General features: G+C 66.1%; 21 protein-coding genes, 2 tRNA genes and 2 pseudogenes. 10 read left to right on the forward strand and 15 right to left on the reverse strand.

Annotation, left to right across the window (positions count from 1 at the left end; all coding sequences use genetic code 11):
• Positions 1-167: 167 nt before the first annotated feature.
• Positions 168-767, forward strand: coding sequence for a DUF3515 domain-containing protein (locus FQ389_RS11835; RefSeq protein WP_144207865.1), 600 nt, complete (start codon positions 168-170; stop codon positions 765-767).
• On the opposite strand, the gene FQ389_RS11840 is transcribed toward FQ389_RS11835, so the two are convergent.
• The gene (locus FQ389_RS11840) at positions 764-1,870 is read right to left on the reverse strand and encodes a D-alanine--D-alanine ligase family protein (protein ID WP_144207938.1); all 1,107 of its coding nucleotides are present in this window, start codon (positions 1,868-1,870) and stop codon (positions 764-766) included. The two genes, FQ389_RS11835 and FQ389_RS11840, sit on opposite strands and share 4 nt — an antisense overlap.
• 108 nt (positions 1,871-1,978) lie before the next feature.
• Entirely contained in the window at positions 1,979-3,022 is a 1,044-nt protein-coding gene (locus FQ389_RS11845) for an NAD(P)H-dependent glycerol-3-phosphate dehydrogenase (RefSeq protein ID WP_144207867.1), read from the reverse strand.
• 138 nt (positions 3,023-3,160) lie between these two features.
• On the opposite strand from FQ389_RS11845, the gene cofC reads away from it, so the two are divergent.
• The 3 genes from cofC to mutT1 all read left to right on the forward strand — a co-directional run bounded on the left by cofC (position 3,161) and on the right by mutT1 (position 7,053).
• Complete coding sequence (gene cofC / locus FQ389_RS11850) at positions 3,161-3,811, forward strand: 2-phospho-L-lactate guanylyltransferase (RefSeq protein ID WP_144207870.1); 651 nt, start codon at positions 3,161-3,163, stop codon at positions 3,809-3,811.
• An 89-nt stretch (positions 3,812-3,900) separates the two neighbouring features.
• Complete coding sequence (locus FQ389_RS11855) at positions 3,901-6,087, forward strand: RNA degradosome polyphosphate kinase (RefSeq protein ID WP_407662863.1); 2,187 nt, start codon at positions 3,901-3,903, stop codon at positions 6,085-6,087.
• 18 nt (positions 6,088-6,105) lie between these two features.
• Positions 6,106-7,053 (forward strand): 8-oxo-(d)GTP phosphatase MutT1, encoded by a 948-nt coding sequence (mutT1, locus tag FQ389_RS11860; protein ID WP_144207875.1) that lies wholly within the window; start codon positions 6,106-6,108, stop codon positions 7,051-7,053.
• 61 nt (positions 7,054-7,114) lie between these two features.
• On the opposite strand, the gene FQ389_RS11865 is transcribed toward mutT1, so the two are convergent.
• The 3 genes from FQ389_RS11865 to leuC form a co-directional block, all read right to left on the reverse strand.
• Positions 7,115-7,711 carry an HU family DNA-binding protein gene (locus FQ389_RS11865; RefSeq protein WP_144207878.1) on the reverse strand — a complete coding sequence of 199 codons (597 nt, stop codon included), beginning with the start codon at positions 7,709-7,711 and terminating at the stop codon, positions 7,115-7,117.
• 174 nt (positions 7,712-7,885) lie between these two features.
• Positions 7,886-8,521 (reverse strand): 3-isopropylmalate dehydratase small subunit, encoded by a 636-nt coding sequence (gene leuD, locus FQ389_RS11870; protein ID WP_144207881.1) that lies wholly within the window; start codon positions 8,519-8,521, stop codon positions 7,886-7,888.
• A gap of 20 nt (positions 8,522-8,541) precedes the next feature.
• Positions 8,542-9,993 (reverse strand): 3-isopropylmalate dehydratase large subunit, encoded by a 1,452-nt coding sequence (gene leuC / locus FQ389_RS11875; protein WP_144207884.1) that lies wholly within the window; start codon positions 9,991-9,993, stop codon positions 8,542-8,544.
• Between the two features lie 83 nt (positions 9,994-10,076).
• On the opposite strand from leuC, the gene FQ389_RS11880 reads away from it, so the two are divergent.
• On the forward strand, positions 10,077-10,778 hold the full coding sequence (locus tag FQ389_RS11880; protein ID WP_144207887.1) for an IclR family transcriptional regulator: 702 nt from the start codon (positions 10,077-10,079) through the stop codon (positions 10,776-10,778).
• Positions 10,779-10,997: 219 nt separating this feature from the next.
• Complete coding sequence (locus FQ389_RS11885; protein WP_144207890.1) at positions 10,998-11,510, forward strand: pyridoxamine 5'-phosphate oxidase family protein; 513 nt, start codon at positions 10,998-11,000, stop codon at positions 11,508-11,510.
• Positions 11,511-11,527: 17 nt separating this feature from the next.
• On the opposite strand, the gene FQ389_RS11890 is transcribed toward FQ389_RS11885, so the two are convergent.
• The 4 genes from FQ389_RS11890 to FQ389_RS11905 all read right to left on the reverse strand — a co-directional run bounded on the left by FQ389_RS11890 (position 11,528) and on the right by FQ389_RS11905 (position 14,173).
• Positions 11,528-11,600 (reverse strand) — tRNA-Glu (locus FQ389_RS11890).
• Positions 11,601-11,681: 81 nt separating this feature from the next.
• Positions 11,682-11,756, reverse strand: a tRNA-Gln gene (locus FQ389_RS11895).
• Between the two features lie 105 nt (positions 11,757-11,861).
• Positions 11,862-13,376, reverse strand: a complete 1,515-nt coding sequence (gene gltX, locus FQ389_RS11900; protein WP_144207893.1) for a glutamate--tRNA ligase — start codon at positions 13,374-13,376, stop codon at positions 11,862-11,864.
• Entirely contained in the window at positions 13,373-14,173 is an 801-nt protein-coding gene (locus FQ389_RS11905; protein WP_144207897.1) for a fumarylacetoacetate hydrolase family protein, read from the reverse strand. The genes gltX and FQ389_RS11905 overlap by 4 nt, the downstream gene beginning before the upstream one ends.
• A 190-nt stretch (positions 14,174-14,363) precedes the next feature.
• On the opposite strand from FQ389_RS11905, the pseudogene FQ389_RS11910 reads away from it, so the two are divergent.
• Positions 14,364-15,368 (forward strand): annotated as a pseudogene (locus FQ389_RS11910) (MFS transporter); the annotation flags it as partial.
• On the opposite strand, the gene FQ389_RS11915 reads toward FQ389_RS11910, so the two are convergent.
• Positions 15,268-16,278 (reverse strand): 3-isopropylmalate dehydrogenase, encoded by a 1,011-nt coding sequence (locus tag FQ389_RS11915; RefSeq protein WP_144207900.1) that lies wholly within the window; start codon positions 16,276-16,278, stop codon positions 15,268-15,270. The pseudogene FQ389_RS11910 and the gene FQ389_RS11915 sit on opposite strands and share 101 nt — an antisense overlap.
• A complete protein-coding gene (serA, locus tag FQ389_RS11920; RefSeq protein WP_144207903.1) occupies positions 16,275-17,861 on the reverse strand; it encodes a phosphoglycerate dehydrogenase in 1,587 nt (528 codons plus the stop codon). Before serA ends, FQ389_RS11915 begins: the two co-directional genes overlap by 4 nt.
• A gap of 42 nt (positions 17,862-17,903) precedes the next feature.
• Between serA and FQ389_RS11925 the strand changes: the two genes are divergently transcribed.
• Both FQ389_RS11925 and FQ389_RS11930 read left to right on the forward strand, forming a co-directional pair.
• The gene (locus tag FQ389_RS11925) at positions 17,904-19,358 is read left to right on the forward strand and encodes a phytoene desaturase family protein (protein WP_144207906.1); all 1,455 of its coding nucleotides are present in this window, start codon (positions 17,904-17,906) and stop codon (positions 19,356-19,358) included.
• A gap of 48 nt (positions 19,359-19,406) precedes the next feature.
• A pseudogene (locus tag FQ389_RS11930) lies at positions 19,407-19,937 on the forward strand (NAD(P)H-dependent oxidoreductase).
• A 57-nt stretch (positions 19,938-19,994) separates the two neighbouring features.
• On the opposite strand, the gene ilvC reads toward FQ389_RS11930, so the two are convergent.
• From ilvC to FQ389_RS11945, 3 genes are all read right to left on the reverse strand, one after another.
• A complete protein-coding gene (gene ilvC / locus FQ389_RS11935; protein ID WP_144207908.1) occupies positions 19,995-20,996 on the reverse strand; it encodes a ketol-acid reductoisomerase in 1,002 nt (333 codons plus the stop codon).
• A gap of 86 nt (positions 20,997-21,082) precedes the next feature.
• Positions 21,083-21,589, reverse strand: a complete 507-nt coding sequence (gene ilvN / locus FQ389_RS11940) for an acetolactate synthase small subunit (protein ID WP_144207910.1) — start codon at positions 21,587-21,589, stop codon at positions 21,083-21,085.
• Positions 21,589-23,400, reverse strand: a complete 1,812-nt coding sequence (locus FQ389_RS11945) for an acetolactate synthase large subunit (RefSeq protein WP_260860697.1) — start codon at positions 23,398-23,400, stop codon at positions 21,589-21,591. Before FQ389_RS11945 ends, ilvN begins: the two co-directional genes overlap by 1 nt.
• A gap of 400 nt (positions 23,401-23,800) precedes the next feature.
• Here FQ389_RS11945 and FQ389_RS11950 point away from each other — a divergent pair, with 400 nt between their 5' ends.
• Positions 23,801-24,139: a PH domain-containing protein gene (locus tag FQ389_RS11950; protein ID WP_144207916.1), complete on the forward strand. Its 339-nt coding sequence runs from the start codon at positions 23,801-23,803 to the stop codon at positions 24,137-24,139.
• A 7-nt stretch (positions 24,140-24,146) separates the two neighbouring features.
• Here FQ389_RS11950 and FQ389_RS11955 read toward each other — a convergent pair whose 3' ends face one another.
• A complete protein-coding gene (locus FQ389_RS11955) occupies positions 24,147-25,016 on the reverse strand; it encodes a DoxX family protein (RefSeq protein WP_144207920.1) in 870 nt (289 codons plus the stop codon).
• Positions 25,017-25,128: the final 112 nt, after the last annotated feature.

The raw sequence follows: 25,128 nt of genomic DNA on the forward strand, positions 1-25,128 counted from the left end.
GTAAGTTTGGTCCCTGCCCGCGCGAGCGGACCGCGCCAGTGTAGAGCGCTGTGCCGATGCGGGCCGCGTGCGGCCCACCGAAATACGGATGCAACGACAAGCCAGTGAAATAGCGGAGATGGGAGGTGCCCGGTTTGCGACGCGCTGCCATCAGCGACCGGGCTGTGATGGCGACTTCGGACAACAACGCAGCGGACAACGACGTGGCGGCCACCGACGACCCGGGCGGACCGTCGCGGTCCCTACTGATTGCCGCGGTGGCGGTGGCGGTGGTGGCGGTCGGCGTCGTCCTGGGAATCGCGGCCACCCGCCAGGCGCCACCACAGCCGGTTGCCCTTCCCGCCGTGCCGGCGCCGCAGGCCGGCAGTCCCGCATGCCGGACGCTGGCGGCTGCGTTACCGGACCGGCTCGGGGACTTCCAACGGGCGCCGCTGGCGCAGCCGGCCCCCGAGGGCGCGACGGCCTGGCGCGCCAAACCCGACACCGAACCCGTGGTACTGCGCTGCGGGCTAGAGCGGCCGCTCGGGTTTGTGGTGGGGTCGGCGATCCAGGTCGTCGATCAGGTCCAGTGGTTCGAGGTGGCCGGGGAGCGTCAATCCACCGGTGACGCAGGCAGATCCACCTGGTATACTGTCGACCGGCCGGTCTATCTGGCGCTCACGCTGCCAATGGGGTCCGGGCCGACGCCGATTCAGCAGCTCTCCGAGGTGGTCGCGCGCACCATCACCGCCGTGCCCATCGAGCCCGGCCCCCCGGGCCAGCCTTAACGCAGCCCCACACCCCGCGCCAGCGCGGTCTGGACCATCGTCGCCAGCAGTGTGGGATAGTCCATGCCGCTGGCCGCCCACATCCGTGGAAACATCGAGATCGTGGTGAACCCGGGCATCGTGTTGACCTCATTGATCAACGGACCGTCGTCGGTCAAAAAGAAATCCACCCGGGCCAGACCCCGGCAATCGATGGCGTTGAACGCCTGGATCGCCAATTGCCCTACGGCATCAGCGATGTCGTCGTCGACTTTGGCCGGCACATCCAACTCAGCTGCGTCGTCAAGGTATTTCGTCGCGAAGTCGTAGAAGCCGTCCTCCCGTCCGCGCACCCCGGCCACCCGGATCTCGCCAACCGTACTGGCTTCGATTGTGCCGTCCGGCATTTCGAGCACACCGCATTCCAGCTCGCGTCCGTTGATCGCGGCCTCGACGATCACCTTCGGGTCATGCCGGCGGGCGTCGGCGATCGCGGCCGCCAGCTCTTCCCACTCGGTCACGCGGTTGACGCCGATCGAGGAACCACCGCGCGCGGGTTTGACGAACACGGGCAAGCCGAGCCGCTCACACTCCTCGGACGCCAAGGTCTGTTGCGACGGCCGCAGCACCGCGTGCGCCCCGACCGGAAGTACCGCCGCGGCAAGCAGCTTCTTGGTGAACTCCTTGTCCATCCCCACCGCGCTGGACAGCACCCCGGCACCGACGTAGGGCACGCCGGCGAGCTCGAGCAGTCCCTGGATGGTGCCGTCCTCGCCGTACGGGCCGTGCAGCACCGGGAACACCACGTCGACCGAACTCAGCACCTCACCGGCGCCGGTCGACAGGGACACCAACTGGCCGCTGCGTCGCGGATCGGCCAGCAACGCCAACTCGGTGCCCGACTCGACGGTCACCCCGGGCAGTTGCCGGTTGGTGATCGCCAACGCTTCCGGGTCGCCGTCGGTGAGCACCCACGAGCCCTCCGGAGTGATGCCGATCGCGACCACCTCGAATCGCCGCGGATCGAGGTTGCGCAGAATGCTTCCCGCGGACACACACGAGATCGCGTGCTCGTTGCTGCGTCCACCAAAGACGATCGCCACACGCACCCGCTCGGAGGGCACCGGGGACCCGCTCGTCCCATCGCTGGCGTTCACAACCTAAAGAGGCTACCGGTTGGCTCGCCGACGGGCCGGGGCCGCTGGTCGCCGGGCGGTGTTTCACCTGCGGCATCATTCCGGCCTGGTGGTGCGCCCCAACAGCAGCGCGATCGCCTCGTCGACCGAAAGGCCCTTGTAACAGACCCGGTGCACCGCGTCGGTCAACGGCATCTCGACGTCGTAGCTGGACGCCAGGGCGAGCACCGATTCCGATGACGTCACGCCCTCGACAACGTGTCCGTCCTTACCCTCGAACGCCGACTCCATTGTGGCGCCCCGGCCCAGTCGCTCCCCCAGCGAGCGGTTGCGCGAATGCGGCGACGAGCAGGTGGCCACCAGGTCACCCACCCCTGCCAGGCCGGCCAGGGTGGCGCCCTTGGCGCCCAGCGCGATGCCCAGCCGCATGATCTCCGCCAGACCGCGGGTGATGATCGCCGCGACCGTGTTCTCGCCCAGGCCGACGCCGACCGCCATGCCACACGCCAGCGCGATGACGTTCTTGCAGGCCCCGCCGATCTCGGTGCCGATGACGTCGCTGTTGGTGTACGGGCGGAAGTAGCCGGTGTTCAGCATTCGCTGCAAGGCGACGGCGCGGCCGGAGTCACTGCACGCCACGACGGTGGCGGCGGGATGGCCCTCGGCGATCCCGCTGGCCAGGTTCGGCCCAGAGATCACCGCGACCTGCGACGGCTCGACGCCGGTCACCGAGACGATGACCTGACTCATCCGCATCAGCGTGTTCAGCTCGATGCCCTTGGCGAGGCTGACCAGCGTCGCACCGTCGGCGATCAGTGGGGCCCACCGCTCGAGATTGCCGCGCAACATCTGCGCGGGCACGCCCAGCAGCACGGTCGTCACGCCGTCCAGCGCCTCAGCCGCATCGACGGTGGCGCGGATGCTCGGCGGCAGCAGGGTGCCGGGCAGATAGGCGGGGTTGTAGTGGGTGGTGTTGATCTGCTCCGCCAGATCGGAACGCCGGGCCCACAACCTGATCTCGGCGCCCGGCACTCTGGTCCCGTCGGGAGTCGCTTCGAGGACTTCGGCGAGCACCTTGGCCAGCGCCGTTCCCCATGCTCCGGCGCCCATCACCGCAACGGCGCCCATTGTGCTGGCCATGTCTCCCTCCCGATCTGTCCGTTACGCCGCATCTGTGGCCGCTACACCCTAGAACAAACAAGCCGCATGCCACCACGATTCTCGCGGCGGGGATGCTGGCGGCGGGTCCCCGGCCGCGGCGCTGGCAGGATTGACGCCATGAGCGGCACACAGGCCGACGGTGCCGGCGATATCGCGTTGATCATCGCCGTCAAGCGGCTAACCGCCGCCAAGACCAGACTGGCTCCGGTGTTCTCGGCGCGGACCCGGGAGACGGTGGTGCTGGCTATGCTGGTGGACACCGTGACGGCCGCGGCGCGGGTCGGGTCGGTGGGCTTGATCACTGTCATCACGCCGGACGAGGCGGCGGCTGCCGCGGTGGCAAAGCTCGGCGCGCGGGTGCTCGCCGACCCGGCACCCGAAGGCCATCCCGATCCGCTCAACCATGCGATCGCCGCCGCCGAGCGCTCTGTCGCCGAATCATTCGCCAATGTTATTGCGTTGCAGGGAGATTTGCCCGCGTTGCAGAGTCAGGAGCTGGACGAGGCGATCGCCGCAGCACGCCAGCATCAACGCAGCTTCGTCGCCGACCGGCTGGCGACCGGGACCGCCGCGCTGTGTGCATTTGGCACCGTGCTGGATCCACAGTTCGGCGCGGATTCCGCGGCGCGCCATCGTCGTTCGGGCGCCATCGAACTGACCGGGCCATGGCCGGGGCTGCGCTGCGACGTCGACACTCCCGCCGACCTCGCCGCCGCCCGCCGACTCGGCGTCGGATCGGCAACCGCACGCGCCATCGCGCACCACTGAGAGCGACGGTGTAGCAAACCTGTCCGGTCGATGAACGCAGCACCAACGACGGATGGATGTCTACCATGCGCTAGCAGCATCGGCGGGTGATGCGCCATGATTTCAGGGTGACCGAAACCGAAACGCAAGCACGTCTCGACGAAACCGTGTGGCAACCTTCCGATAGCGCCGTGGGAGCACCCCCCGCGACGACCCAGGCCACCATCGACGACGCACTGCCGGAGGATCGGTACCTCAACCGCGAGCTGAGCTGGCTGGACTTCAACGCACGAGTGCTGTCCCTAGCCGCTGACACGTCGTTGCCGTTGCTGGAACGAACAAAGTTTCTGGCCATCTTTGCGTCCAACCTCGACGAGTTCTACATGGTTCGGGTGGCGGGCCTCAAGCGCCGCGACGAAATGGGGCTGTCGGTCCGCTCGGCCGACGGCCTGACGCCGCGCGAACAACTGGCCCGCATCGGCGAGCAGACGCAGCGCATCGCGACGCGGCATGCCCGGGTGTTCCTCGACGAGGTGCGACCCGCACTGGCGCAAGAGGGCATTTATATAGTCACGTGGGCGGATTTGGATCAGGTTGAACGAGAACAACTCTCGGTCTACTTCAACGAGCAGGTCTTTCCGGTATTGACCCCACTGGCCGTCGACCCGGCGCACCCGTTCCCGTTCGTGAGTGGGTTGAGCCTCAACCTGGCGGTCACCGTCAAGGACGACGATGGCCAGCACTTCGCCCGGATCAAGGTGCCCGACAACGTCGATCGTTTCGTCGAACTCGGCAGGCGCGGTGACGCAGACGGCAGTGACGGACATGTCGTCATCCGTTACCTGCCGATGGAAGAGCTGATAGCCGCGTTCCTTCCAGTGCTGTTCCCGGGCATGGAAATCGTGGAGCACCATGCGTTCCGCATCACCCGTAATGCCGACTACGAGGTGGAAGAGGACCGCGACGAGGACTTGCTGCAGGCACTCGAGCGGGAACTGGCCCGCCGGCGCTTCGGTTCACCGGTCCGGCTGGAGATCGCCGACGACATGACCGAGGGCATGCTGGAGCTGCTGCTGCGGGAGCTCGACGTGAATCCCGGTGACGTCATTGAGGTTCCCGGCCTGCTTGATCTCTCGTCGCTGTGGCAGATCTACGGCGTCGACCGGCCCGCACTGAAAGACCGCACCTGGGTCCCGGCCACCAGCCCCGCCTTCGCGGATCGGGAGACACCGAAGAGCATCTTCGCGACGCTGCGGGAAGGCGATGTGCTGCTTCATCATCCGTATGAGTCGTTCTTCACGAGCGTGCAGCGTTTTATTGAGCAGGCTGCCGCCGACCCGAATGTGCTCGCCATCAAGCAGACGCTGTACCGCACCTCCGGTGACTCGCCGATCGTGCGGGCGCTGATCGCCGCGGCCGAGGCCGGCAAGCAAGTGGTGGCGCTCGTGGAGATCAAGGCGCGGTTCGACGAGCAGGCCAATATCCGCTGGGCGCGAACGCTGGAGCAGGCGGGCGTACACGTCGTTTACGGATACGTCGGGCTCAAGACGCACTGCAAGACCTGTCTGGTGGTGCGGCGCGAGGGTGCCACGATCCGGCGCTACTGCCACATCGGAACCGGCAATTACAACGGGAAGACGGCGCGGCTCTACGAGGACGTCGGCCTGCTCACCGCTGCACCGGACATAGGCGCCGACCTGACGGATCTGTTCAATTCGCTCACCGGATATTCGCGCAAGGTGTCCTATCGCAATCTCCTGGTGGCGCCGCACGGCATTCGGACCGGCATCATCGAACGGGTCAACCGCGAGATCGAGCTGCACAACGCCCGCGGTGGCGGCCGCATCCGGATGAAGATGAACGCGTTGGTCGACGAACAGGTCATCGACGCGCTATATCGCGCGTCGCGGGCCGGAGTGGGGGTAGAGGTCGTGGTGCGCGGCATCTGTGCGTTGCGGCCGGGCGTGGCAGGCTTCTCGGAGAACATTTCCGTGCGCTCGATTCTCGGCCGATTCCTCGAGCACTCGCGCATCATGCATTTCGGTGGCATCAACGAGTTCTGGATCGGCAGCGCGGACATGATGCACCGCAACCTCGACCGGCGCGTCGAGGTGCTGGTTCAGGCCAAGGACCCGAAGCTGACCGCCTACCTGAACGATCTGTTCGAGTCGGCGCTAGACCCGGCGACCCGGTGCTGGGAACTCGAGTCCAGCGGGCAGTGGATCGCGGCGCCCCGGGATGGCCACACCGTTCGCGATCACCAGGAGTCACTCATGGAGCGGCACCGCAGCGCCTGACGTCATGTGGTAATTGAGGTGTCGGACCAGAACTCGTCAACAGGCCAGCGCCCTGGCAAACGTATCGTCTACGCCGCGGGTGCGGTACTGTGGCGGCAGGCCTGTCACGATTCGGCCAACCGAGAGTTGGAGGTTGCCGTCATCCACCGTCCCCGCTACGACGATTGGTCGCTGCCGAAGGGCAAAGTCGACCCGGGCGAGACGGCACCCGTGGCCGCGGTCCGCGAGGTGTTCGAGGAGACCGGACACCGCTGCATCCTCGGCCGGCGGCTCAACAAGGTGAGCTACCCGATCGATCAGGGCGTCAAGAAAGTGTACTACTGGGCGGCCCGCAGCACCGGCGGTGAATTCACACCCGGGAAAGAGGTCAACGAACTGCTGTGGCTGCCAGTTGCCAAAGCGATGCAGAAACTCGACTACGCCCAAGATCTAAATGTGTTGCAGAGCTTCACAAAACACCCCGCAGACACGCATACGGTGTTGGTGGTCCGGCATGGCACGGCGGGCCGGAAGGCGCGCTTCTCCGGCGACGACACGAAGCGCCCGCTAGACAAGAGGGGCCGCGCCCAGGCGGAAGCGCTCGTCCCACAGCTGCTGGCGTTCGGCGCCACCGAGGTACATGCCGCCGACCGGGTGCGCTGCCACCAGACCGTGCAACCGCTCGCGGAGGAGCTGGGTGTCACGATCGAGAACGAGCCCAGCCTCACCGAAGAGTCGTATGCCAAGAATCCCAAACGCGGCCGGCATAGGCTGCTGCGTATCGCCGAACACCAGGGCAACCCGGTGATCTGCTCTCAGGGCAAGGTGATTCCGGATCTGGTCGGGTGGTGGTGCGACCGCGACGGGGTGCGCCCCGACAAATCCCGTAACCACAAAGGGAGCACCTGGGTGCTATCGCTGTGCGACGGCCGACTGGTGGGCGCCGACTACATCGGCGGTGCGCTGGCCGCGAACGTACGGGCCTGACACACGAATACCCTTCGGGGGCAGCGATGCCACCCGAAGTGTATTCGTGTCTGAACTTGTTTTACTTGCGACTACGCTTGGCGGCGGTCTTCTTGGCGGGCGCTTTTTTGGCGGTCGCCTTCTTGGCCGGAGCCTTGGTTGCGGCCTTCTTCACCGGCGCTTTTTTGGCGGTCGCCTTCTTGGCCGGAGCCTTGGTTGCGGCCTTCTTCACCGGCGCTTTTTTGGCGGTCGCCTTCTTGGCCGGAGCCTTGGTTGCAGCCTTCTTGGCTGCAGTCTTCTTGGCTGCAGTCTTCTTGGCTACAGTCTTCTTGGCTACAGTCTTCTTGGCTGCGCCTCCTACAACACCACGTTTCACGGCCGGTCCTTCCGACGGGAGGCGCTGTGCGCCAGCGACAACCGCTTTGAATTGGGCGCCCGGGCGGAATGCCGGGACAGACGTCGGCTTCACCTTCACCGTCTCACCGGTACGCGGGTTGCGGGCGACACGCGCTGCGCGGCGTCGTTGTTCAAACACACCGAACCCGGTGATCGTCACGCTGTCGCCCTTGTGCACTGCGCGCACAATGGTGTCGACAACATTCTCAACGGCGGCGGTCGCCTGCCGACGGTCCGATCCCAATTTCTGTGTGAGCACATCTATGAGCTCTGCTTTGTTCATCCAAACCCTCCGAAGCCAGTGGTTCCATTTTTGGCAACCGACTGCGAACACGGTAAACCCTCACCCAGCAAATTTCCAAGCGCCACGCGCAATTTCACGGACACTCGACAGGAAATTTTGGAATCCGGTTGCCGCCCTTGGGCGGTGACGCCGGCGAAAAATAAGTCTTTCTAGCTAAGCCGATCGGAGCGAAATCTCAGCCCGATCGGGGATTAACGGGGCGGGCAGCGTGCGCGGTTTCCAGTCCGGACGGGACGCCTCGAAGGACTCGACCTGGTCGAGTTTCCGCAGCGTAAGGCCTATGTCGTCGAGTCCTTCAAGCAGTCGCCAGGCGGTGTGGTCGTCAATCCTGAACGGCAGCACCGTCGTTCCAGCTGTGATATTTCGATCTTGAAGATTGGCAGTGATTTCCAGGCCCGGGCTCTGCTCGATGAGCTTCCAAAGCAGTTCGACACCGTCTTGGTCGACTTCGGCGGCCAGCAGCCCCGCCTTGCCCGCATTGCCCCGAAAAATGTCACCGAACCGAGACGAGATGACCACCCGGAACCCGTAGTCCATCAGTGCCCAGACGGCATGTTCGCGTGACGATCCGGTTCCGAAGTCAGGGCCGGCCACCAACACCGAGCCTCGGTCAAAGGGGCTGAGGTTGAGCACGAATGAAGGATCGGATCGCCATGAGGCGAACAAGCTGTCCTCAAATCCGGTTCGGGTGACACGCTTCAGATAGACAGCGGGAATGATCTGATCGGTGTCGACATTGGACCGGCGCAGCGGCACGCCAATCCCGGTGTGGGTCTGAAAGGGTTCCATCTTCGTCCTCGATTTCGTTTTCATTTCAAGTCGGCCGGAGCGGACAAGGTGCCACGGACCGCGGTTGCCGCGGCGACCGCCGGCGATACCAAATGCGTACGGCCGCCTTTACCCTGCCGCCCTTCGAAGTTGCGGTTAGACGTCGCAGCGCACCGCTCGCCGGATGCGAGCTGATCGGGGTTCATGCCCAGGCACATCGAGCAGCCCGCCTGGCGCCATTCGGCGCCGGCGGCGGTGAAAACCTCGCCCAATCCTTCGGCTTCGGCCTGCGCGCGCACCCGCATCGAGCCGGGTACCACCAACATCCGGACGCCCGGGGCCACCTTTCGACCGCGCAACACGTCGGCCACTACCCGCAGATCTTCGATACGACCGTTGGTACAAGAGCCGACGAACACCCTGTCGACGGAGATCTCCCGCATCGGCATACCCGGCCGAAGGTCCATATACGCCAACGCTTTCTCGGCCGACTGCCGTTCGGCGTCGTTGGTCATCAACTCGGGATCGGGCACCGCCGACCCCAGCGGCATCCCTTGGCCCGGGTTGGTTCCCCAGGTGACGAACGGAGTCAGCGACTGCGCATCCAGGTACACCTCGGTGTCGAAGACGGCGCCCTCATCGGTGCGCAGCTGTTGCCAGTACTGCACCGCGGCATCCCATTGCGCGCCCGTCGGCGCGTGCGGCCGGCCACGCAGGAATTCGAACGTGGTCTCGTCCGGTGCGACCATTCCGGCCCGGGCGCCGGCCTCGATGCTCATGTTGCAGACCGTCATGCGGCCCTCCATGGACAGCGATTCGATGGCGCTGCCCCGGTATTCGATGACGTGGCCCTGGCCGCCGCCGGTGCCGATCTTGGCGATCAGCGCGAGAATGATGTCCTTGGCCGTCACGCCGGCCGGCAACTCCCCGTCGACATTCACCGACATCGTCTTGAACGGCCGCAGCGGCAACGTCTGGGTGGCCAGCACATGCGCGACCTCCGAAGTGCCGATCCCCATTGCCAATGCGCCGAATGCGCCGTGCGTGGACGTGTGACTGTCCCCACAGACGATCGTCATGCCGGGCTGGGTGAGCCCCAATTGCGGCCCGACGACGTGCACGATGCCCTGCTCGATATCGCCCATGGGGTGCAGGCGCACACCGAATTCGGCGCAGTTTGCCCGCAAAGTCGCGACCTGGGTACGCGATACCGGGTCGGCGATCGGCTTGTCGATGTCGACGGTGGGCACGTTGTGGTCCTCGGTGGCCAACGTCAGGTCGGGCCGGCGCACGCCGCGACCGGCCAGGCGCAGAACGTCGAACGCCTGCGGGCTGGTAACCTCATGAACCAAATGCAGATCGGCGTAGATCAAGTCGGGCGCGCCGGCCCCCTCGGCTGAGGAGCCGGATACCACAACGTGGTCCTCCCAAACCTTTTCGGCCAAGGTGCGCCGCCGGCCGCCACCCGGCCGCTGGATTTCGCTTCCCACCATGAATCTCGCCTCGATTCGCCTCGTCTGCGGCTCGCCGATCAGCTGGGCTGTGATCTCATAATACGAGACGCTAATATCTCTTTATGAGACAGCATAGCGGCATCGGCGTCCTGGATAAAGCCGTGTATGTGCTGCACACGATCGCGGAATCGCCCTGCGGGTTGGCCGAACTGTGTGAGCGGACCAGGCTTCCGCGGGCCACAGCCTATCGGCTGGCGGCCGCGCTGGAGGTGCATCGCCTGGTTGCACGCGATGACGATGGGCGTTGGCAGCTCGGTCCCGCGCTGACCGAACTTGCGGCGCACGTTGATGATCCGTTGCTAGCAGCGGGCGCGGCGGTCCTGCCCCAATTGCGGGAGATGACCGGCGAGAGCGTGCAGCTGTATCGCCTCGAGGGCAACTCGCGGGTCTGCGTCGCGGCCCTAGAACCGGCTGCGGGTCTTCGCGATACGGTCCTGGTCGGCGCCCGGCTGCCGATGACGGCTGGTTCGGGAGCCAAAGTTCTGTTAGCCCACAGCGACGCCGCCACGCAGAAGGCAGTGCTGCCTACCGCGATGTTCACCGAACGGACGCTGGCTGAAGTGCGCCGGCGGGGTTGGGCGCAAAGCGTTGCCGAGCGTGAGCCGGGAGTCGCGAGCGTCTCGGCGCCGGTGCGCGACGGCCGCGGCACAGTCGTCGCGACCATCTCGGTATCGGGGCCGATCGACCGGATCGGGCGCCGCCCAGGTGTGCGCTGGGCGGCCGACCTGCTGGCCGCGGCCGAGGCGATGACGCGCCTGCTCTAAGTGGGCCCGCCTTCGAACGTGCGGCCGCGGCTTTGGGCGTGTAACTACGGCTTTGGGCGTGTAACTACGGCTTTGGGCGTGTAACTACGGCTTTGGGCGTGTAACCACGGCTTCGAGCGTGCAACCGCGGCGGGGTCGTCCGGCGTGTCGCCGCCGTGGCGGCACACCCACAGCAACCCCCCGTACGGTCGACACCGGGCGCCTGACAGACTGACCGCCATGGGAACCAACCAACGCGCGAGCATCGTCATGTCGAACGAGGAGATCGCCGATTTCGTCGAAAAGAGCCGCACCGGAACACTGGCCACCGTCGGTCCCGACGGCCAGCCGCACCTGACCGCCATGTGGTACGCCGTCGTCGACGGCGAAATCTGGCTGGAGACAAAAGCCAAGTCACAAAAGGCGGTGAACCTGACCCGGGATCAGCGAGTGAGCTTCCTGATCGAGGACGGCCACACCTACGACACGCTGCGCGGCGTCTCGTTCGAGGGTGTTGCGGAGATCGTCGACGATCCGGATGTCGCACACCGGGTCGGAGTCAGCGTCTGGGAGCGCTACACCGGGCCCTACACCGACGAGATGAAGCCGTTCGTCGAGCAGATGATGAACAAGCGGGTGTGCGTGCGCATCGTCGCCCGGCGGGCGCGCTCATGGGATCACCTCAAACTCGGCTTGGCTCCGATACCTGTGGGCGGTTCCACCGCACCGGCCGTGCCGGGGAGCGGCCAGTAACTGCGATCGCAGTGTTGTAGCCCCGATGGGATTCGAACCCACGCTACCGCCGTGAGAGGGCGGCGTCCTAGGCCGCTAGACGACGGGGCCAGAACCGATCCGAGCTGCCAGCATAGCTCACCCGACGGGGGCGACCTATTCGTTGGGCAACGGTGTGCAGCTTAACGGATTTGGCTGGGGTACCAGGATTCGAACCTAGAATGGCTGAACCAGAATCAGCTGTGTTGCCAATTACACCATACCCCATTGGCTGCCTAAACATGCTGTTCAGAGCGGTTTCTGCGAGCTAGTGCCCACCAGGAAAGGCCGCCGCTGCCAACCGTTGTCGGCCTTTGCAAACCGCAGTGCAGACTACCAAAGACTCACCGGTCCTTCCGAATGCAAGGTCGGCTTGCGCTTACGGCGCGGCGATCTGCGCGCGGGTGCCCGCAGGCGCGCCAGGCTGCGGTCACGACCGAGCAGCTCCAGCGACTCGAACAGTGGCGGGCTGATCGTCGTTCCGGTGGCCGCGACCCGGATGGGGCCGAACGCCTTGCGCGGTTTGAGGGCCAGACCGTCGATCAGCGCGGACTTGAGCGCCTCCTCGATATGGTCCGCGGTCCAGTCCGTCAGGCCGTCCAGCGCCGTCAGGGCGGCCTCCAGCACGGCGGCCCCGTCGGGTCCCAGCTTCTTGGCGGCGGCTTTGGGGTCGATCGCGTAGTCGTCGTTGAGGAACTTCAGCAGCTCCCATGCGTCGCCCAGCACCACGATGCGGGTCTGCACCAGCTCGGCCGCGGTCGCGAACGCCACCGCGTCCAGCGGCAGGTGATGCCCATGCACCTCGAAATAGTCACGCAATTGGGCGGTGAAGTCGTCGACGTCGAGCATCCGGATATGTTCGGCGTTGATTGCGTCGGCCTTCTTCTGGTCAAATCGAGCCGGGTTGGAATTGACATTGACCACGTCGAACGCGGCCACCATCTCGTCGAGGCTGAACACGTCGTGATCGTCGGCGATCGCCCAGCCCAGCAGCGCAAGGTAATTCAGCAGCCCTTCGGGGATGAATCCACGGTCGCGGTGGGCGAACAAGTTGGACTGCGGGTCACGCTTGGACAGCTTTTTGGTGCCCTCCCCAAAAACCGTTGGTAGGTGAGCGAATTGCGGCACACGCTCAGCCACCCCGATGCGGATCAACGCCTGGTACAACGCTAGCTGGCGCGGCGTGGAGGGCAGTATGTCCTCGCCGCGCAGCACGTGGGTGATCTTCATCAGCGCGTCGTCGCACGGGTTGACCAAAGTGTACAACGGATCTCCGCTGGCGCGGGTCAACGCGAAATCGGGTACTGAACCCGCCGCGAAGGTGGTGGTGCCGCGCACCAGGTCATCCCAGCTAAGGTCCTCGTCGGGCATCCGCAGGCGCACCACCGGTTTACGGCCTTCGGCCAGAAACGCGGCACGCTGGGCGTCGGTCAATTGGCGGTCGAAGTTGTCGTAACCCAGCTTCGGGTTGCGGCCGGCCGCGAGATGGCGAGCCTCAACCTCTTCCGGAGTGGAGAACGCGTAGTACGCCTCACCCGCCGCGAGCAGCTTGTCCACCACGTCGCGGTAGATGTCACGGCGCTGCGACTGCCGGTAGGGGGCGTAGGGTCCACCGACTTCCGGTCCCTCGTCCCAATCGAGGCCGAGCCAGCGCAACGCGTCGAGCAGAGCCGAATAGCTTTCCTCGCTGTCGCGCTCGGCGTCGGTGTCCTCGATCCGAAAGACGAAAGTGCCGCCGGTGTGCCGGGCGTAGGCCCAGTTGAACAGCGCGGTGCGGACCATCCCGACGTGCGGCGTGCCCGTCGGTGATGGACAGAACCGGACTCGCACCCCGCTCGATGCGGTCACGACTTCCCTTTTCGGACCACGGGATTGGACAAGGTCCCGATGCCCTCGATGGTGATGGCGACGGTGTCACCGTCCTCGATGGGGCCGACACCGGCTGGTGTCCCGGTCAGGATGAGGTCGCCGGGCAGCAAGGTCATGACCGCGGTGATCCACTCCACGATCGCGCCGACGTCGTGAATCAGCAACGAGGTGCGGCTGTCCTGTTTGACCTCGCCGTTGACTTCAGTGCGCAGCGCGAAGTCGGCCGGGTCGACATCGGTGACCATCCACGGGCCGACCGGGCAGAAGGTGTTGCGGGCCTTCGCGTGGGTCCACTGCCCGTCTGCCTTTGGTTGATCGCGCGCCGACACGTCGTTTGCGATGGTGTAACCGAGGATGCTCTCGGCGGCCTGGGCCGCGGGGGCGTCCTTGCACGGACGACCGATCACGATCGCCAGCTCGCCCTCGAAGTGCACGGGTGATGCGTTGGCCGGCAACCGAATCGGCACGTTCGGCCCTATGATGGCGGTGCTCTGCTTGAGGAAGATGATCGGATCTTCCGCGGCGAACCCGGTGGCGAATTTCTCCATCTCAGCAATGTGGTCGGCGTAGTTCTTGCCGATGCAGACCACCTTGCCCGCCAGCATCGAGGTTAGCAGGCGAACGTCTGCGACCGACCACGAGCGGCCGGTGAACGTCGGGGTGCCGAAGGGATGCTCGGCGATCTCACGGGCAACCATCGCAGCGGGATCCTCCAGCGGACCCTCGATGCTGACAAAGGAAACACCCTCCGGACTGGCGATTCGACCAAGGCGCATTTCGTCGAGCCTAGTGGCGGTCGCGAGACCGGCGGCAGCCGGGCGACGCGGGCCGTGAACAGAGGAACAGCGGCGCTCGAATCATGATGCGACACGCCGCATTGCCCGCGACCAGCGCTCACCCGATTCGAACAAACTTGTGGAAGCATGAACAAAACAAATAGCGAAGGAGCGGACCGTCTCGGAACCGGCGAACACCCACTCGCTGGTGTGGCTCGGCGTTTTCTGTTCCTCGGCGGGATGACCGCGGGCGGTTGCAACGCGACCGGCGGCCGGCTCGTCTTCGGGCTGGTTCCCGCCGCAGCAACGCGGCCTTGCGATGGGGATTCGCCAAACTGCGCAACTGTTGGGTATTGCCTTGGGCGCCTTGGTAATATCCGAGTTGGATGAGCACAGCCCGCACGCGGGCCTGATGTTTCCCGCGTTCGCGTGCACGCTGGCCGCCCTGGTCAGCCTGGCCAGCGTCACAACCCGCCGCGCAAATCCCGCGAATCGGCCACCAACGCGGAGCTGGCGAGCCCCTATCGCGGGTCGTGGGTGCTGTGGCGAATCCACGCGGCATCGGCCCTGCTGATGATGCCGCAGACGGTGACCGTCACGTTCATGTTGGTCTGGCTGATTCGCAACGACAGTTGGTCGATCGCATCCGCCGGCGCGGCGGTGACCGTCTCGCAACTGCTTGGCGCGCTGGGCCGCATCCTGGTGGGGCTATGGTCAGACCGAATCGGCTCGCGGATGCGGCCCGTCGCCCTGATCGCCGCCGCCGCGGCCGTCACCCTGTTCGCGCTGGCATACGCCGACGGCCGGACATCGCGTTACGAGGTACCGCTGATGATCTTCATCTCGGTACCCGCGGTGCTCGACAACGGATTGGAGGCGACCGCGATCACCGAATTCGCCGGGCCGTTCTAGACCGGGCGGGAGCTGGGCATCCAGAACACCACCCAGCGGCTGGTGGCCGGCCGCGGGTCCCTCGCTTTTCGGCGCCTTAATCAGCGCGGCACGGTATCCGGCGGCGTGGGCGTTGTGCGGGCTGTTCCCGCTGCTCGCGATCCCGCTGGTGCCAATCCGTTTGCTGCCACCGGGTTTGGAGACTACAGCGCGGACGCAATCCGTTCGCCGACTTCGCTGGTGGCGAGCTGCTCGTTGCCCCGCGACGCCAGATAGCTCTCGACGGCCCGCTCCACCCGACTAGCAGCCTCGACCTCACCCACGTGGGCGAGCAGCAACCCGACCGAGATGATCGCCGCGGTCGGATCTGCAACGCCCTTGCCGGCGGTATCGGGCGCGCTGCCGTGCACCGGCTCGAACATCGACGGATTGGTCCGGGTGGCATCAATGTTTCCACTGGCGGCCAACCCGATTCCGCCCGAGACCGCGGCGGCCAGGTCGGTGATGATGTCGCCGAACAGGTTGTCGGTGACGATCACGTCGAACTGCCCCGGGTCTGTCACCAGGAAGATGGTGGCGGCGTCGACATGCTGATAAGCCACCTCGACATCCGGATACTCCGCGGCGACCTCGTTGAACACTCGCGACCACAAGTTCCCGGCGAATGCCAGCACATTCGTCTTGTGCACCAACGTCACATGCTTGCGACGCTGTCGGGCCCGCTCGAACGCGTCCTTGACGACGCGGCGCACTCCGAACGCGGTGTTGACGCTGACCTCGGTGGCCACTTCGTTCGCGGTGCCCTTCCTGATCGCCCCGCCGTTGCCGGTGTAGGGACCTTCGGTTCCCTCGCGCACCACCACGAAATCGACGTCGGGGTTTCCCACGAGCGGGCTGTTCACGCCCTTGTAGAGCCGGGCCGGCCGCAGATTGACGTGATGGTCGAGCTCAAAGCGCAAGCGCAGCAACAGACCTCGCTCCAGCACACCGCTGGGCACCGACGGGTCACCGATCGCCCCAAGCAGAATCGCGTCGTGCTCGCGCAGCTCGGCCAGCGCCGACCCCGGCAGCAACTCGCCGGTGGCGTGGTACCGCCGCGCGCCCAGGTCGTACTCGGTCTTCTGCACGCCCGGCTTGACCGTATCGAGGACTTTGACCGCCTCAGCGACCACCTCCGGGCCGATACCGTCACCGCCAATGATCGCCAATTTCATGACAAGTCAACCACTTCCAGTTTGTTCGCGCCGACGGCGGCAGAGATCGCCGATCGGACATCGGTGGGCACATCCCGATCGAGCCGAAGCAGGATCGTCGCGCTCGGACCCTCGGCATCCTCGGACAGCTGCGCTGCGTGAATATTCACGCCAGCCTCGCCCAGGATAGTGCCGATCTTGCCGAGCGCGCCGGGTGCATCGGCGTAGTTGATCACCAGGTTGGTGCCCTGGGCGCGCAGGTCGAAGTTGCGGCCGTTGACCTGAACGATCTTCTCGACCAGCTGCGGCCCGGACAATGTGCCGGCGACATTGACGGTGGAGCCGTCGTGGCCCACCGCGCGCACATCGAGAACGCTGCGGTGGTTGGGACTTTCGGTGGCCGTGCTGATTTCGGCGGTCACGCCGCGTTCGTCGGCCAGCGCGGGCGCGTTGACGAACGTCACGGGATCTTCGATGACCGCCGAGAACAGTCCACGTAACGCCGAAAGTTTCAGCACCTCAACGTCTTCGGATGCCAGTTCGCCGCGCATCTGAACCGACAGCGAGACCGGCAAGCCGTCGGACAACGCGGCGGCCAGCACGCCGAGTTTGCGCGACAGATCCAGCCACGGCACCACCTCTTCGTTGACCACGCCGCCGCCGACGTTGACCGCGTCCGGCACGAATTCGCCGGCCAGCGCCAGCCGTACGCTCTCGGCAACATCGGTACCGGCGCGATCCTGTGCCTCGGCGGTCGACGCCCCCAGGTGTGGCGTCACCACTACTTGCGGCAAATCGAAAAGCGGGCTGTCCGTGCACGGCTCGGTGGAGAACACGTCGAGCCCGGCCGCGCGGACATGGCCACTGGTGATCGATTCAGCCAACGCCGCCTCGTCGACCAGGCCGCCGCGCGCCGCGTTGACGATGATGACGCCGGGCTTGGTCTTGGCCAGCGCCTCCTTGTCGATCAGGCCGGCCGTCTCCGGCGTCTTGGGCAGATGCACCGAGATGAAATCCGCACGCGCCAGCAGGTCGTCGAGTGGCAGCAGTTCGATGCCGAGCTGCGCGGCGCGCGCCGCCGAGACGTAGGGGTCATAGGCGATGATGTGGGCGCCGAACGCCGCGAGCCGCGCCGCGACCAATTGCCCGATCCGGCCCAGCCCGACGATGCCGACGGTCTTGTCGAAAAGCTCGGTGCCCGAGAACGACGAACGTTTCCAGGTGCGTTCGCGCAGCGTGGCGTCGGCCGCCGCGATCTGCCGAGACGCGGCGAGCAACAACGCGATCGCGTGCTCCGCGGCGCTGTGGATGTTCGAGGTGGGCGCGTTGACCACCAAGACACCACGCTCGGTGGCAGCGTCGACGTCGACGTTGTCCAGTCCGACGCCGGCGCGCGCCACGATCTTGAGCTTGGGCGCGGCCGCCAGCACTTCGGCGTCGACGGTGGTCGCCGACCGCACCAGCAGCGCGTCGGCCTCGGGCACCGCCGCCAACAGCTTCTGCCGGTCGGGACCGTCTACCCAGCGCACTTCGACCTGGTCGCCCAGGGCGGCGACGGTTGATGGAGCGAGTTTGTCGGCGATTAACACAACAGGCAAGTTCACCCGACCAGGCTATAGGGCCGGCGTCTGCGCTGTAATGGACCGGTGGACGTCACCGTCGTCGGCAGCGGACCCAACGGCTTGGCCACGGCCGTCATATGCGCCCGCGCAGGACTCAAAGTGCAGGTCATCGAGGCGCAGCCGACACCGGGCGGCGGGGCTCGCACAGCGGCCGACCCAGAATTCTCCGGAGTCGAACACGACATCTGCTCGGCGGTGCACCCGCTGGCGCTGGCGTCGCCGTTCTTCGCCGAGTTCGACCTGGCCGCGCGCGATGTGCGGCTGGGGGTGCCGGACATCGCCTACGCCAATCCGCTGCCGGGCCGGTCCGCGGCGATCGCTTACCGCGACCTCGACCGCACCTGCGCCGAACTGTCCGACGGTGCATCCTGGCGGCGGCTGCTCGGCCCACTGGTGACGGACTGGGCGTCGGTGGTGGACGTGCTGCTGGGCGACAAGCGTTCGTTGCCGGCGACGCTGCCCACGGCGCTGCGCCTCGGGATACGGATGGCAGCCCAGGGCACGCCGGCCTGGGGATCGCCGGCCGGCCTACTCAACGGCGCTGACGGCCGCGCCTTGTTCACCGGTGTTGCCGCCCATGTGCTTTCAAGGATGCCGTCGCTCGCCGCGGCCGGAGCCGGGTTGCTGCTGGCCGTGCTCGGACACGCGGTGGGCTGGCCGATTCCGGTGGGCGGCAGCCAGGTCATCACCGACGCGTTACTGGCCGACCTGCGCGCACACGGTGCCGAAGTGGCCGTCGGTGTCGAAATCACCGAGCCACCAACCGGAGTCGTGGCGTTCGACATGGCACCGACCACGCTGCTGCGGATCTACGGCCCGGCACTGCCGGATCGCTACGCGAAAGCGTTGCGCCGCTACCGCTTTGGGCCCGGCGTGGCCAAGGTCGATTTCGTTCTCAGTGACGAGATTCCGTGGTCGGATCCGCGCCTGCGGGCCGCCCCCACGCTGCATCTGGGCGGCACCCGCGAACAGATGGCGTTCGCCGAGAAGGAGATCGCGGCCGGCCGTCACGCGCAGTGGCCGATGGTGTTGGCCGCCGCGCCGCACGTCGTCGATCCGGGCCGCATCGACGCCGGGGGCCGTCGGCCGTTCTGGACGTATGCCCACGTCCCGGCGGGTTCCACCCTCGACGCGACCGAGGCCGTCACCGCGACCATCGAACGATTCGCCCCCGGCTTCCGCGACATCGTGCTCGCCGCCCGCGCGGTCCCCGCCGCGCACCTGGCCGACCACAACGCCAACTACGTCGGCGGCGACATCGGCGTGGGCGCAAACTCCGCGTGGCGCGCAATCGCAGGCCCCACACCGCGACTCGACCCCTGGCGCACGCCGATTCCGCGGGCGTATCTGTGTTCGGCGGCCACCCCGCCCGGCGGCGGCGTGCACGGCATGTCCGGGTATTACGCCGCGCGGAGCCTGCTGCGCCGCGAATTCGGTATCCGTCAGATGCCGGAGCTCGGGCCTACGCTGACCGTGTGACCAAACTTTCAGTCACCTAACTACTCGGCCACCGGCCATGGCACCACGATGGCCAAGCGCGTAGCCGCAGCGGCCGAGGCCGCTAGCGCCGAGGTTCGGGTGCGCCCCTTGGCCGAGACGCGGGACCCGACGTCCTTCGCACAGAACCCGGCCTGGACGGCGAACTACAACGCCACCAATGACCTGCCCGCCGCCACGGGTAAAGACATCGTGTGGGCCGACGCCGTCGTCTTCGGCTCCCTTACCCGCTTCGGCTCACCGGCGCCGCTCAGCTGCGCGACTTTCTCGACTCGCTGGGTGGGCTGCTGGCCTACAAGGTGTACGCCGGGTTCACGTAGTCGAACACCCTGGACGGCGGCCAAGAGGCCACGCTCGTCTCGCTCTACCTGACGCTGATGCACTTCGGCGGCATCCTCGTCCCGCTGGTACACCGATGCAGGCAAGTTCGTCGACGGCAACCCCTACGGCGCCGGCTTGGTCAGCACGCGCGACAACATCGAGGCCATCGGGGACGTCACCGCGACCGCGCTCGAGCACCTGGCGCGCCGGGTCGTGGCGATCGACCGCCTCGCGTCCTGACCATCCGCCGCGCCGAGCGTCGCGCTGGGGTGACGCTCGGCGACGGACGGATGAAAACTAGGCCGTCTCGGTGATCGGCCGGTCCACCCAGCTCATCAGGTCGCGCAGCTTCTTGCCGGTGACCTCGATCGGGTGCTCGGCGTTCTCCTTGCGCAGCGCCTCGAGCTGCTTGTTGCCGACCTCGACGTTGGCGACGAGTTTCTTGGTGAATTCGCCGCTTTGAATGTCGCGCAGGATCTCGCGCATCCGCTCCTTGGTGCCGGCATCGATGACACGCGGACCGGACAGGTAGCCGCCGAACTCCGCGGTGTCGGACACCGAGTAGTTCATCCGGGCGATGCCGCCCTCATACATCAGGTCGACGATCAGCTTCAGCTCGTGCAGCACCTCGAAGTAGGCCATCTCCGGCGGGTAGCCCGCCTCGACCATCACATCGAAGCCGATCTTCACCAATTCCTCTGTGCCACCGCACAAAACGGCCTGCTCACCGAACAGATCGGTTTCGGTTTCGTCTTTGAAGGTGGTCTTGATGACCCCGGCCCGGGTGCTGCCGATGGCCTTGGCGTAGGACAGCGCCAGCGCCTGACCGTTGCCGGTCGGGTCCTGGTCGATGGCGATTAGTGCGGGCACACCCTTGCCGTCGACGAACTGCCGGCGCACCAGGTGCCCCGGCCCCTTGGGGGCAACCATCGTGACGGTGACGTCGCCGGGTGGCTTGATCAGGCCGAAGTGGATGTTGAGCCCGTGACCGAAGAACAAGGCGTCGCCGGCCTGGAGGTTCGGCTCGATGTCGTTCTTGAAGATCTCGGCCTGGGCGGTGTCGGGGGCCAGCAGCATGATGACGTCGGCCCACTTGGCGACCTCGGCCGGGGTGTCGACCTCGAGGCCCTGCTCTTCGACCTTGGGCCGCGACTTCGAACCTTCCTTGAGCCCGACCCGTACCTGTACACCGGAGTCACGCAGGCTCAGCGAGTGCGCGTGCCCCTGGCTGCCGTATCCGATGATGCCGACCTTGCGGCCCTGGATGATCGACAGATCCGCATCGTCGTCATAAAACATCTCTAATGCCTCTGGCACGGTTAATTTCTCCTTCCCATTTGCTTTCTCTAAAGCCTTCTCGGGCAGCCTTTTCGGGTGCGCGGCGTTTACTTGGCGGTGCCGATGCCGCGTGAGCCGCGGGATAGCGACACCACACCCGATTGGACGATCTCGCGGATACCGAACGGTTCGAGCACGCGCAGCAGCGCCTCGAGCTTACCGCGAGTACCGGTCGCCTCCACGGTCAACGATTCGGGGGAGACATCGATGACCTTGGCACGGAACAAGTTTGCTGCCTCGACTACCTGCGCCCGGGTGGCCGCATCGGCGCGCACCTTGATGAGCGCCAATTCTCTTGCCACCGAATTATCCTCGTCCTGCTCGACGATCTTGATGACGTTGATAAGCTTGTTTAGCTGTTTGGTGACTTGTTCAAGCGCAGTCTCCTCGGCGGAAACGACGATTGTCATCCGCGACATGTCCTTTTGTTCGGTGGCACCCACCGCGAGGGACTCGATGTTGAAGCTACGCCTCGAGAACAGCGCCGCGACGCGCGCGAGCACACCGGGTGTGTCTTCCACCAACACCGACAGGGTGTGCGTCTTTGTGTACATCAGGCGTGTCCTTCGGATTCGTCGTCGAACAGCGGCCGGATGCCGCGGGCGTGCTGGATCTCGTCGTTGCTGGTGCCGGCGGCCACCATCGGCCACACCTGCGCGTCGGCGCCGACGATGAAGTCGATCACCACCGGGCAGTCGTTGATCGCGCGTGCCTGGTTTATCACGTCGACGACGTCTTCCTCACGCTCGCAACGCAGTCCGACGCAACCCAACGCCTCGGCCAGTTTCACGAAGTCCGGGATGCGGCGTGAATGCGTGGCCAGATCGGTCTGGGAGTAGCGCTCCTCGTAGAACAGGTTCTGCCACTGCCGCACCATGCCGAGGTTGCCGTTGTTGATCAACGCCACCTTGATCGGAATGCCCTCGACCGCACAGGTGGCCAGCTCCTGGTTGGTCATCTGGAAGCATCCGTCGCCGTCGATCGCCCAGACCTCCGCCTCGGGCCGAGCGACCTTGGCGCCCATCGCCGCCGGGATCGCGAAGCCCATCGTGCCCAAGCCGCCGGAGTTGAGCCAGGTGCGCGGATTCTCGTAAGAGATGAACTGTGCCGCCCACATCTGGTGTTGACCGACGCCGGCGACGTACACCGCGTCGGGCCCGGCGATCTTGCCGAGTTGCTCGATCACGTACTCCGGGCTCAGGCTGCCGCCGCTTTGCGGACCGTAGCTCAGCGGATAGGTGGATTGAACATCGTTCAGATAGGTCCACCAAGCGTCCATGTCGATCTTGCCTGGAGTCTCGTACTGGCGCAGCATCGCGATCAGGTCGCTGATGACGGCCTTGACGTCACCTACGATCGGCACGTCGGCCGCCCGGTTCTTGCCGATCTCGGCCGGGTCGATGTCGGCGTGGATCACCTTGGCTTCGGGAGCAAAGGAATCGAGCTTTCCCGTCACCCGGTCGTCGAAGCGGGTGCCCAGCGCGATCAACAGGTCGCTGCGCTGCAGGGCCGCCACCGCGGCGACCGTGCCGTGCATGCCCGGCATGCCCAGGTTCTGCCGGTTGCTGTCCGGGAACGCACCCCGCGCCATCAACGTGGTGACCACCGGAATCCCGGTCAGCTCTGCCAGATCCCGCAACTGCTCGGTCGCTTCGCCGCGGATGACGCCGCCACCGACGTACAGCACCGGTTTGTGCGACCGCGTGATCAGCTTGGCGGCCTCCCGGATCTGCCGGTTGTGCGGTTTGGTGTTCGGCTTGTAGCCCGGCAGGTCCATCCGCGGCGGCCAGCTGAACGTGCACTGGCCCTGTAGCACGTCCTTGGGGATGTCGACGAGCACCGCGCCCGGGCGTCCCGACGACGCGATGTGAAATGCCTCGGCCAGCACCCGGGGAATGTCATCGCCGGCGCGAACCAGGAAGTTGTGCTTGGTGATCGGCATGGTGATGCCCGAGATGTCGGCTTCCTGGAAGGCGTCGGTGCCGATCAGGCCGCGTCCGACCTGCCCGGTGACCGCGACGACGGGGATCGAGTCCATCTGCGCATCCGCCAGCGGGGTCACCAAATTGGTGGCGCCCGGGCCCGAGGTGGCCATCATGACGCCGACCTTGCCGGTGGCGTGCGCATAACCGCTCGCCGCGTGACCGGCGCCCTGCTCGTGGCGAACCAGCACGTGCCGCAACTTCTTCGAGTCGAACAGCGGGTCGTAGACGGGCAGCACCGCGCCGCCCGGGATCCCGAAAATGACCTCTACGCCGAGTTCCTCCAATGACCGGACCACCGACTGGGCACCAGTAAGTTGTTGCGGTGCAATATGTTTGGTTTGCGTGGCCCGGGGTTTTGCACCGGCGCCGGCAGCGTCGATTGCCCAGTCGTCGTTCGACCCGGCGCTCTGATGCCTGGTGGGTGCGCTCACTCTGGTCCTATCTCGTTGGTCTGGCTGTGGAAGTTTTGTTGATACGCAACAAAAAACCCCCGTCAGCTCTCGCTGATCGAGGGTTGCGCGTTGGTCTGGATCGCTTCACATGCTGAAGGAACTAGTCAGGCACCAACGCGCCGACTAATTACTACGAGCATCCCGGGCTTTCCGGCGGTATCCATAGCCCTCGACGGTAACCTTCGCACTGCTCAACAGTCAAATCCGCCCTCCCGGCACCCGATCGGCGCCGGGAGACGGTCAACTGGAGCCGGGGTGAAATGATGCTCGGGTGGCCTCCGGTTCTGCTCCCCGACTCCCGCGCCCCGCCGTCCTCCGGATTTCGCCGATGGCGCATCTGGCCGTGGGTTTTCTGACGCTCGGGCTGTTGATCCCGGTTTTGTACTGGCCGCTGTCGCTCCCGCTGCTCGGCCTGCCGGTGCTGTTGTCGGCGATGATCATTCGGCTGCGCACGGTGGCCGACACGCACGGTGTGACCGTGCGCAACCTACTGAACAACCATACCGTGGGGTGGGACGACATCGACGGGCTGCGCTTCCACCGCGGGTCGTGGGCCCGCGCCCAGCTCAAAAACGGGGCGGAGCTGCGCCTGCCGGCCGTCACGTTCGCGACGCTGCCGCAGCTGACGGCCGCCAGTTCGGGCCGAGTGCCCAACCCGTACCGCTGAGGCGAGTTCAGGCCACCGGGTTGACGCCGTTGAGCAGCACCCACACCGCGATTCCGGCGGCGATGCCAGCGAGCAGGGCCACAAACGACCCGATGAACGGCCGGTGCGCCCACCCGCGGTTGGTGTCCAGGCTGTAGCGGCCGGGTCCGGCCAGAATGATCGCGACCGCTAACACGATCAGCGAGATCTGGTATTCGTGGCCGTCTGGCAGGAAGTACGCGAACGTATGCGGGCGCGCCGCCGAGACGGCGGCCAGCATGCCGTTGATCAGGAAGGCCAGGGCACCCGCGGCGGCCAACGGGGTGAACAGACCCAGCACCAGCAGCGCCCCCGCGACGATCTCACCGCCGGCGCTCACGTAGGACAGGATGTCGGCGTGCTGGTAGCCGACGTCGGACAGCGAGTTCCGGAAACTGGCCATGCCGCCTCCACCCCACCAGCCGAACAACTTCTGCAGGCCGTGCGCGCCTAGAACCACCCCGAGGCCGACCCGCAACACCAGCAGGCCGAGATGCTGGGTGCCGCGCCGGCCGATGGCGTGCTGCCGCTCGTAGTCTTCGCTCGGGTCGATCTCGGTGGGTTCGGCGGCCAGATGCCGCGGCGACGCCGCCGCCACCGGCTGGGCTGGCGGCTGCGGCTGCACGTACGGCAGCGGCTCCTGCTGGTCAAGTACATGGTAGGTCGGCGCCGCGGGCGCCACAACCTGATTCGGGTCTTGGTAGGGGATGACGGTGGTGGTACCGAAGTCGCCCGTATACCCGACCGGGGTCAGGTCATCTTCGGGGTCGACCAAGCGCGCTGCGGCGGGGCGTACCGGGGCCGGCTCCGGTGCGTCGCCGGGCCGCTGCCAAGGTGCGTCATTAGATTGACCGGTCACGGGTGTCAGGGTAAGGGCATCGACGCCCGAATTGGGGATTTGAGCGGCGCTTTCGCCGGTTTATTAACGCATATGCCGCTAAATGGGCCCGGATTGACTCGAAATCGGCTCG

The sequence above is a fragment of the Mycobacterium tilburgii genome (assembly GCF_902168065.1).
Lineage (GTDB): Bacteria > Actinomycetota > Actinomycetes > Mycobacteriales > Mycobacteriaceae > Mycobacterium > Mycobacterium tilburgii.

What these genes read in the sequence shown, in the direction of transcription:
- leuD (WP_144207881.1), bottom strand. Translation starts at nt 8,521, where the DNA reads ATGGAACCCTTTCAGACCCACACCGGGATTGGCGTGCCGCTGCGCCGG.
- FQ389_RS11835 (WP_144207865.1), top strand. Translation starts at nt 168, where the DNA reads ATGGCGACTTCGGACAACAACGCAGCGGACAACGACGTGGCGGCCACC.
- leuC (WP_144207884.1), bottom strand. Translation starts at nt 9,993, where the DNA reads ATGGTGGGAAGCGAAATCCAGCGGCCGGGTGGCGGCCGGCGGCGCACC.
- FQ389_RS11845 (WP_144207867.1), bottom strand. Translation starts at nt 3,022, where the DNA reads ATGGCCAGCACAATGGGCGCCGTTGCGGTGATGGGCGCCGGAGCATGG.
- FQ389_RS11915 (WP_144207900.1), bottom strand. Translation starts at nt 16,278, where the DNA reads ATGAAATTGGCGATCATTGGCGGTGACGGTATCGGCCCGGAGGTGGTC.
- FQ389_RS11880 (WP_144207887.1), top strand. Translation starts at nt 10,077, where the DNA reads ATGAGACAGCATAGCGGCATCGGCGTCCTGGATAAAGCCGTGTATGTG.
- cofC (WP_144207870.1), top strand. Translation starts at nt 3,161, where the DNA reads ATGAGCGGCACACAGGCCGACGGTGCCGGCGATATCGCGTTGATCATC.
- ilvN (WP_144207910.1), bottom strand. Translation starts at nt 21,589, where the DNA reads ATGTACACAAAGACGCACACCCTGTCGGTGTTGGTGGAAGACACACCC.
- FQ389_RS11905 (WP_144207897.1), bottom strand. Translation starts at nt 14,173, where the DNA reads ATGCGCCTTGGTCGAATCGCCAGTCCGGAGGGTGTTTCCTTTGTCAGC.
- FQ389_RS11885 (WP_144207890.1), top strand. Translation starts at nt 10,998, where the DNA reads ATGGGAACCAACCAACGCGCGAGCATCGTCATGTCGAACGAGGAGATC.
- FQ389_RS11865 (WP_144207878.1), bottom strand. Translation starts at nt 7,711, where the DNA reads ATGAACAAAGCAGAGCTCATAGATGTGCTCACACAGAAATTGGGATCG.
- FQ389_RS11950 (WP_144207916.1), top strand. Translation starts at nt 23,801, where the DNA reads ATGGCGCATCTGGCCGTGGGTTTTCTGACGCTCGGGCTGTTGATCCCG.
- ilvC (WP_144207908.1), bottom strand. Translation starts at nt 20,996, where the DNA reads ATGTTTTATGACGACGATGCGGATCTGTCGATCATCCAGGGCCGCAAG.
- FQ389_RS11855 (WP_407662863.1), top strand. Translation starts at nt 3,901, where the DNA reads ATGCGCCATGATTTCAGGGTGACCGAAACCGAAACGCAAGCACGTCTC.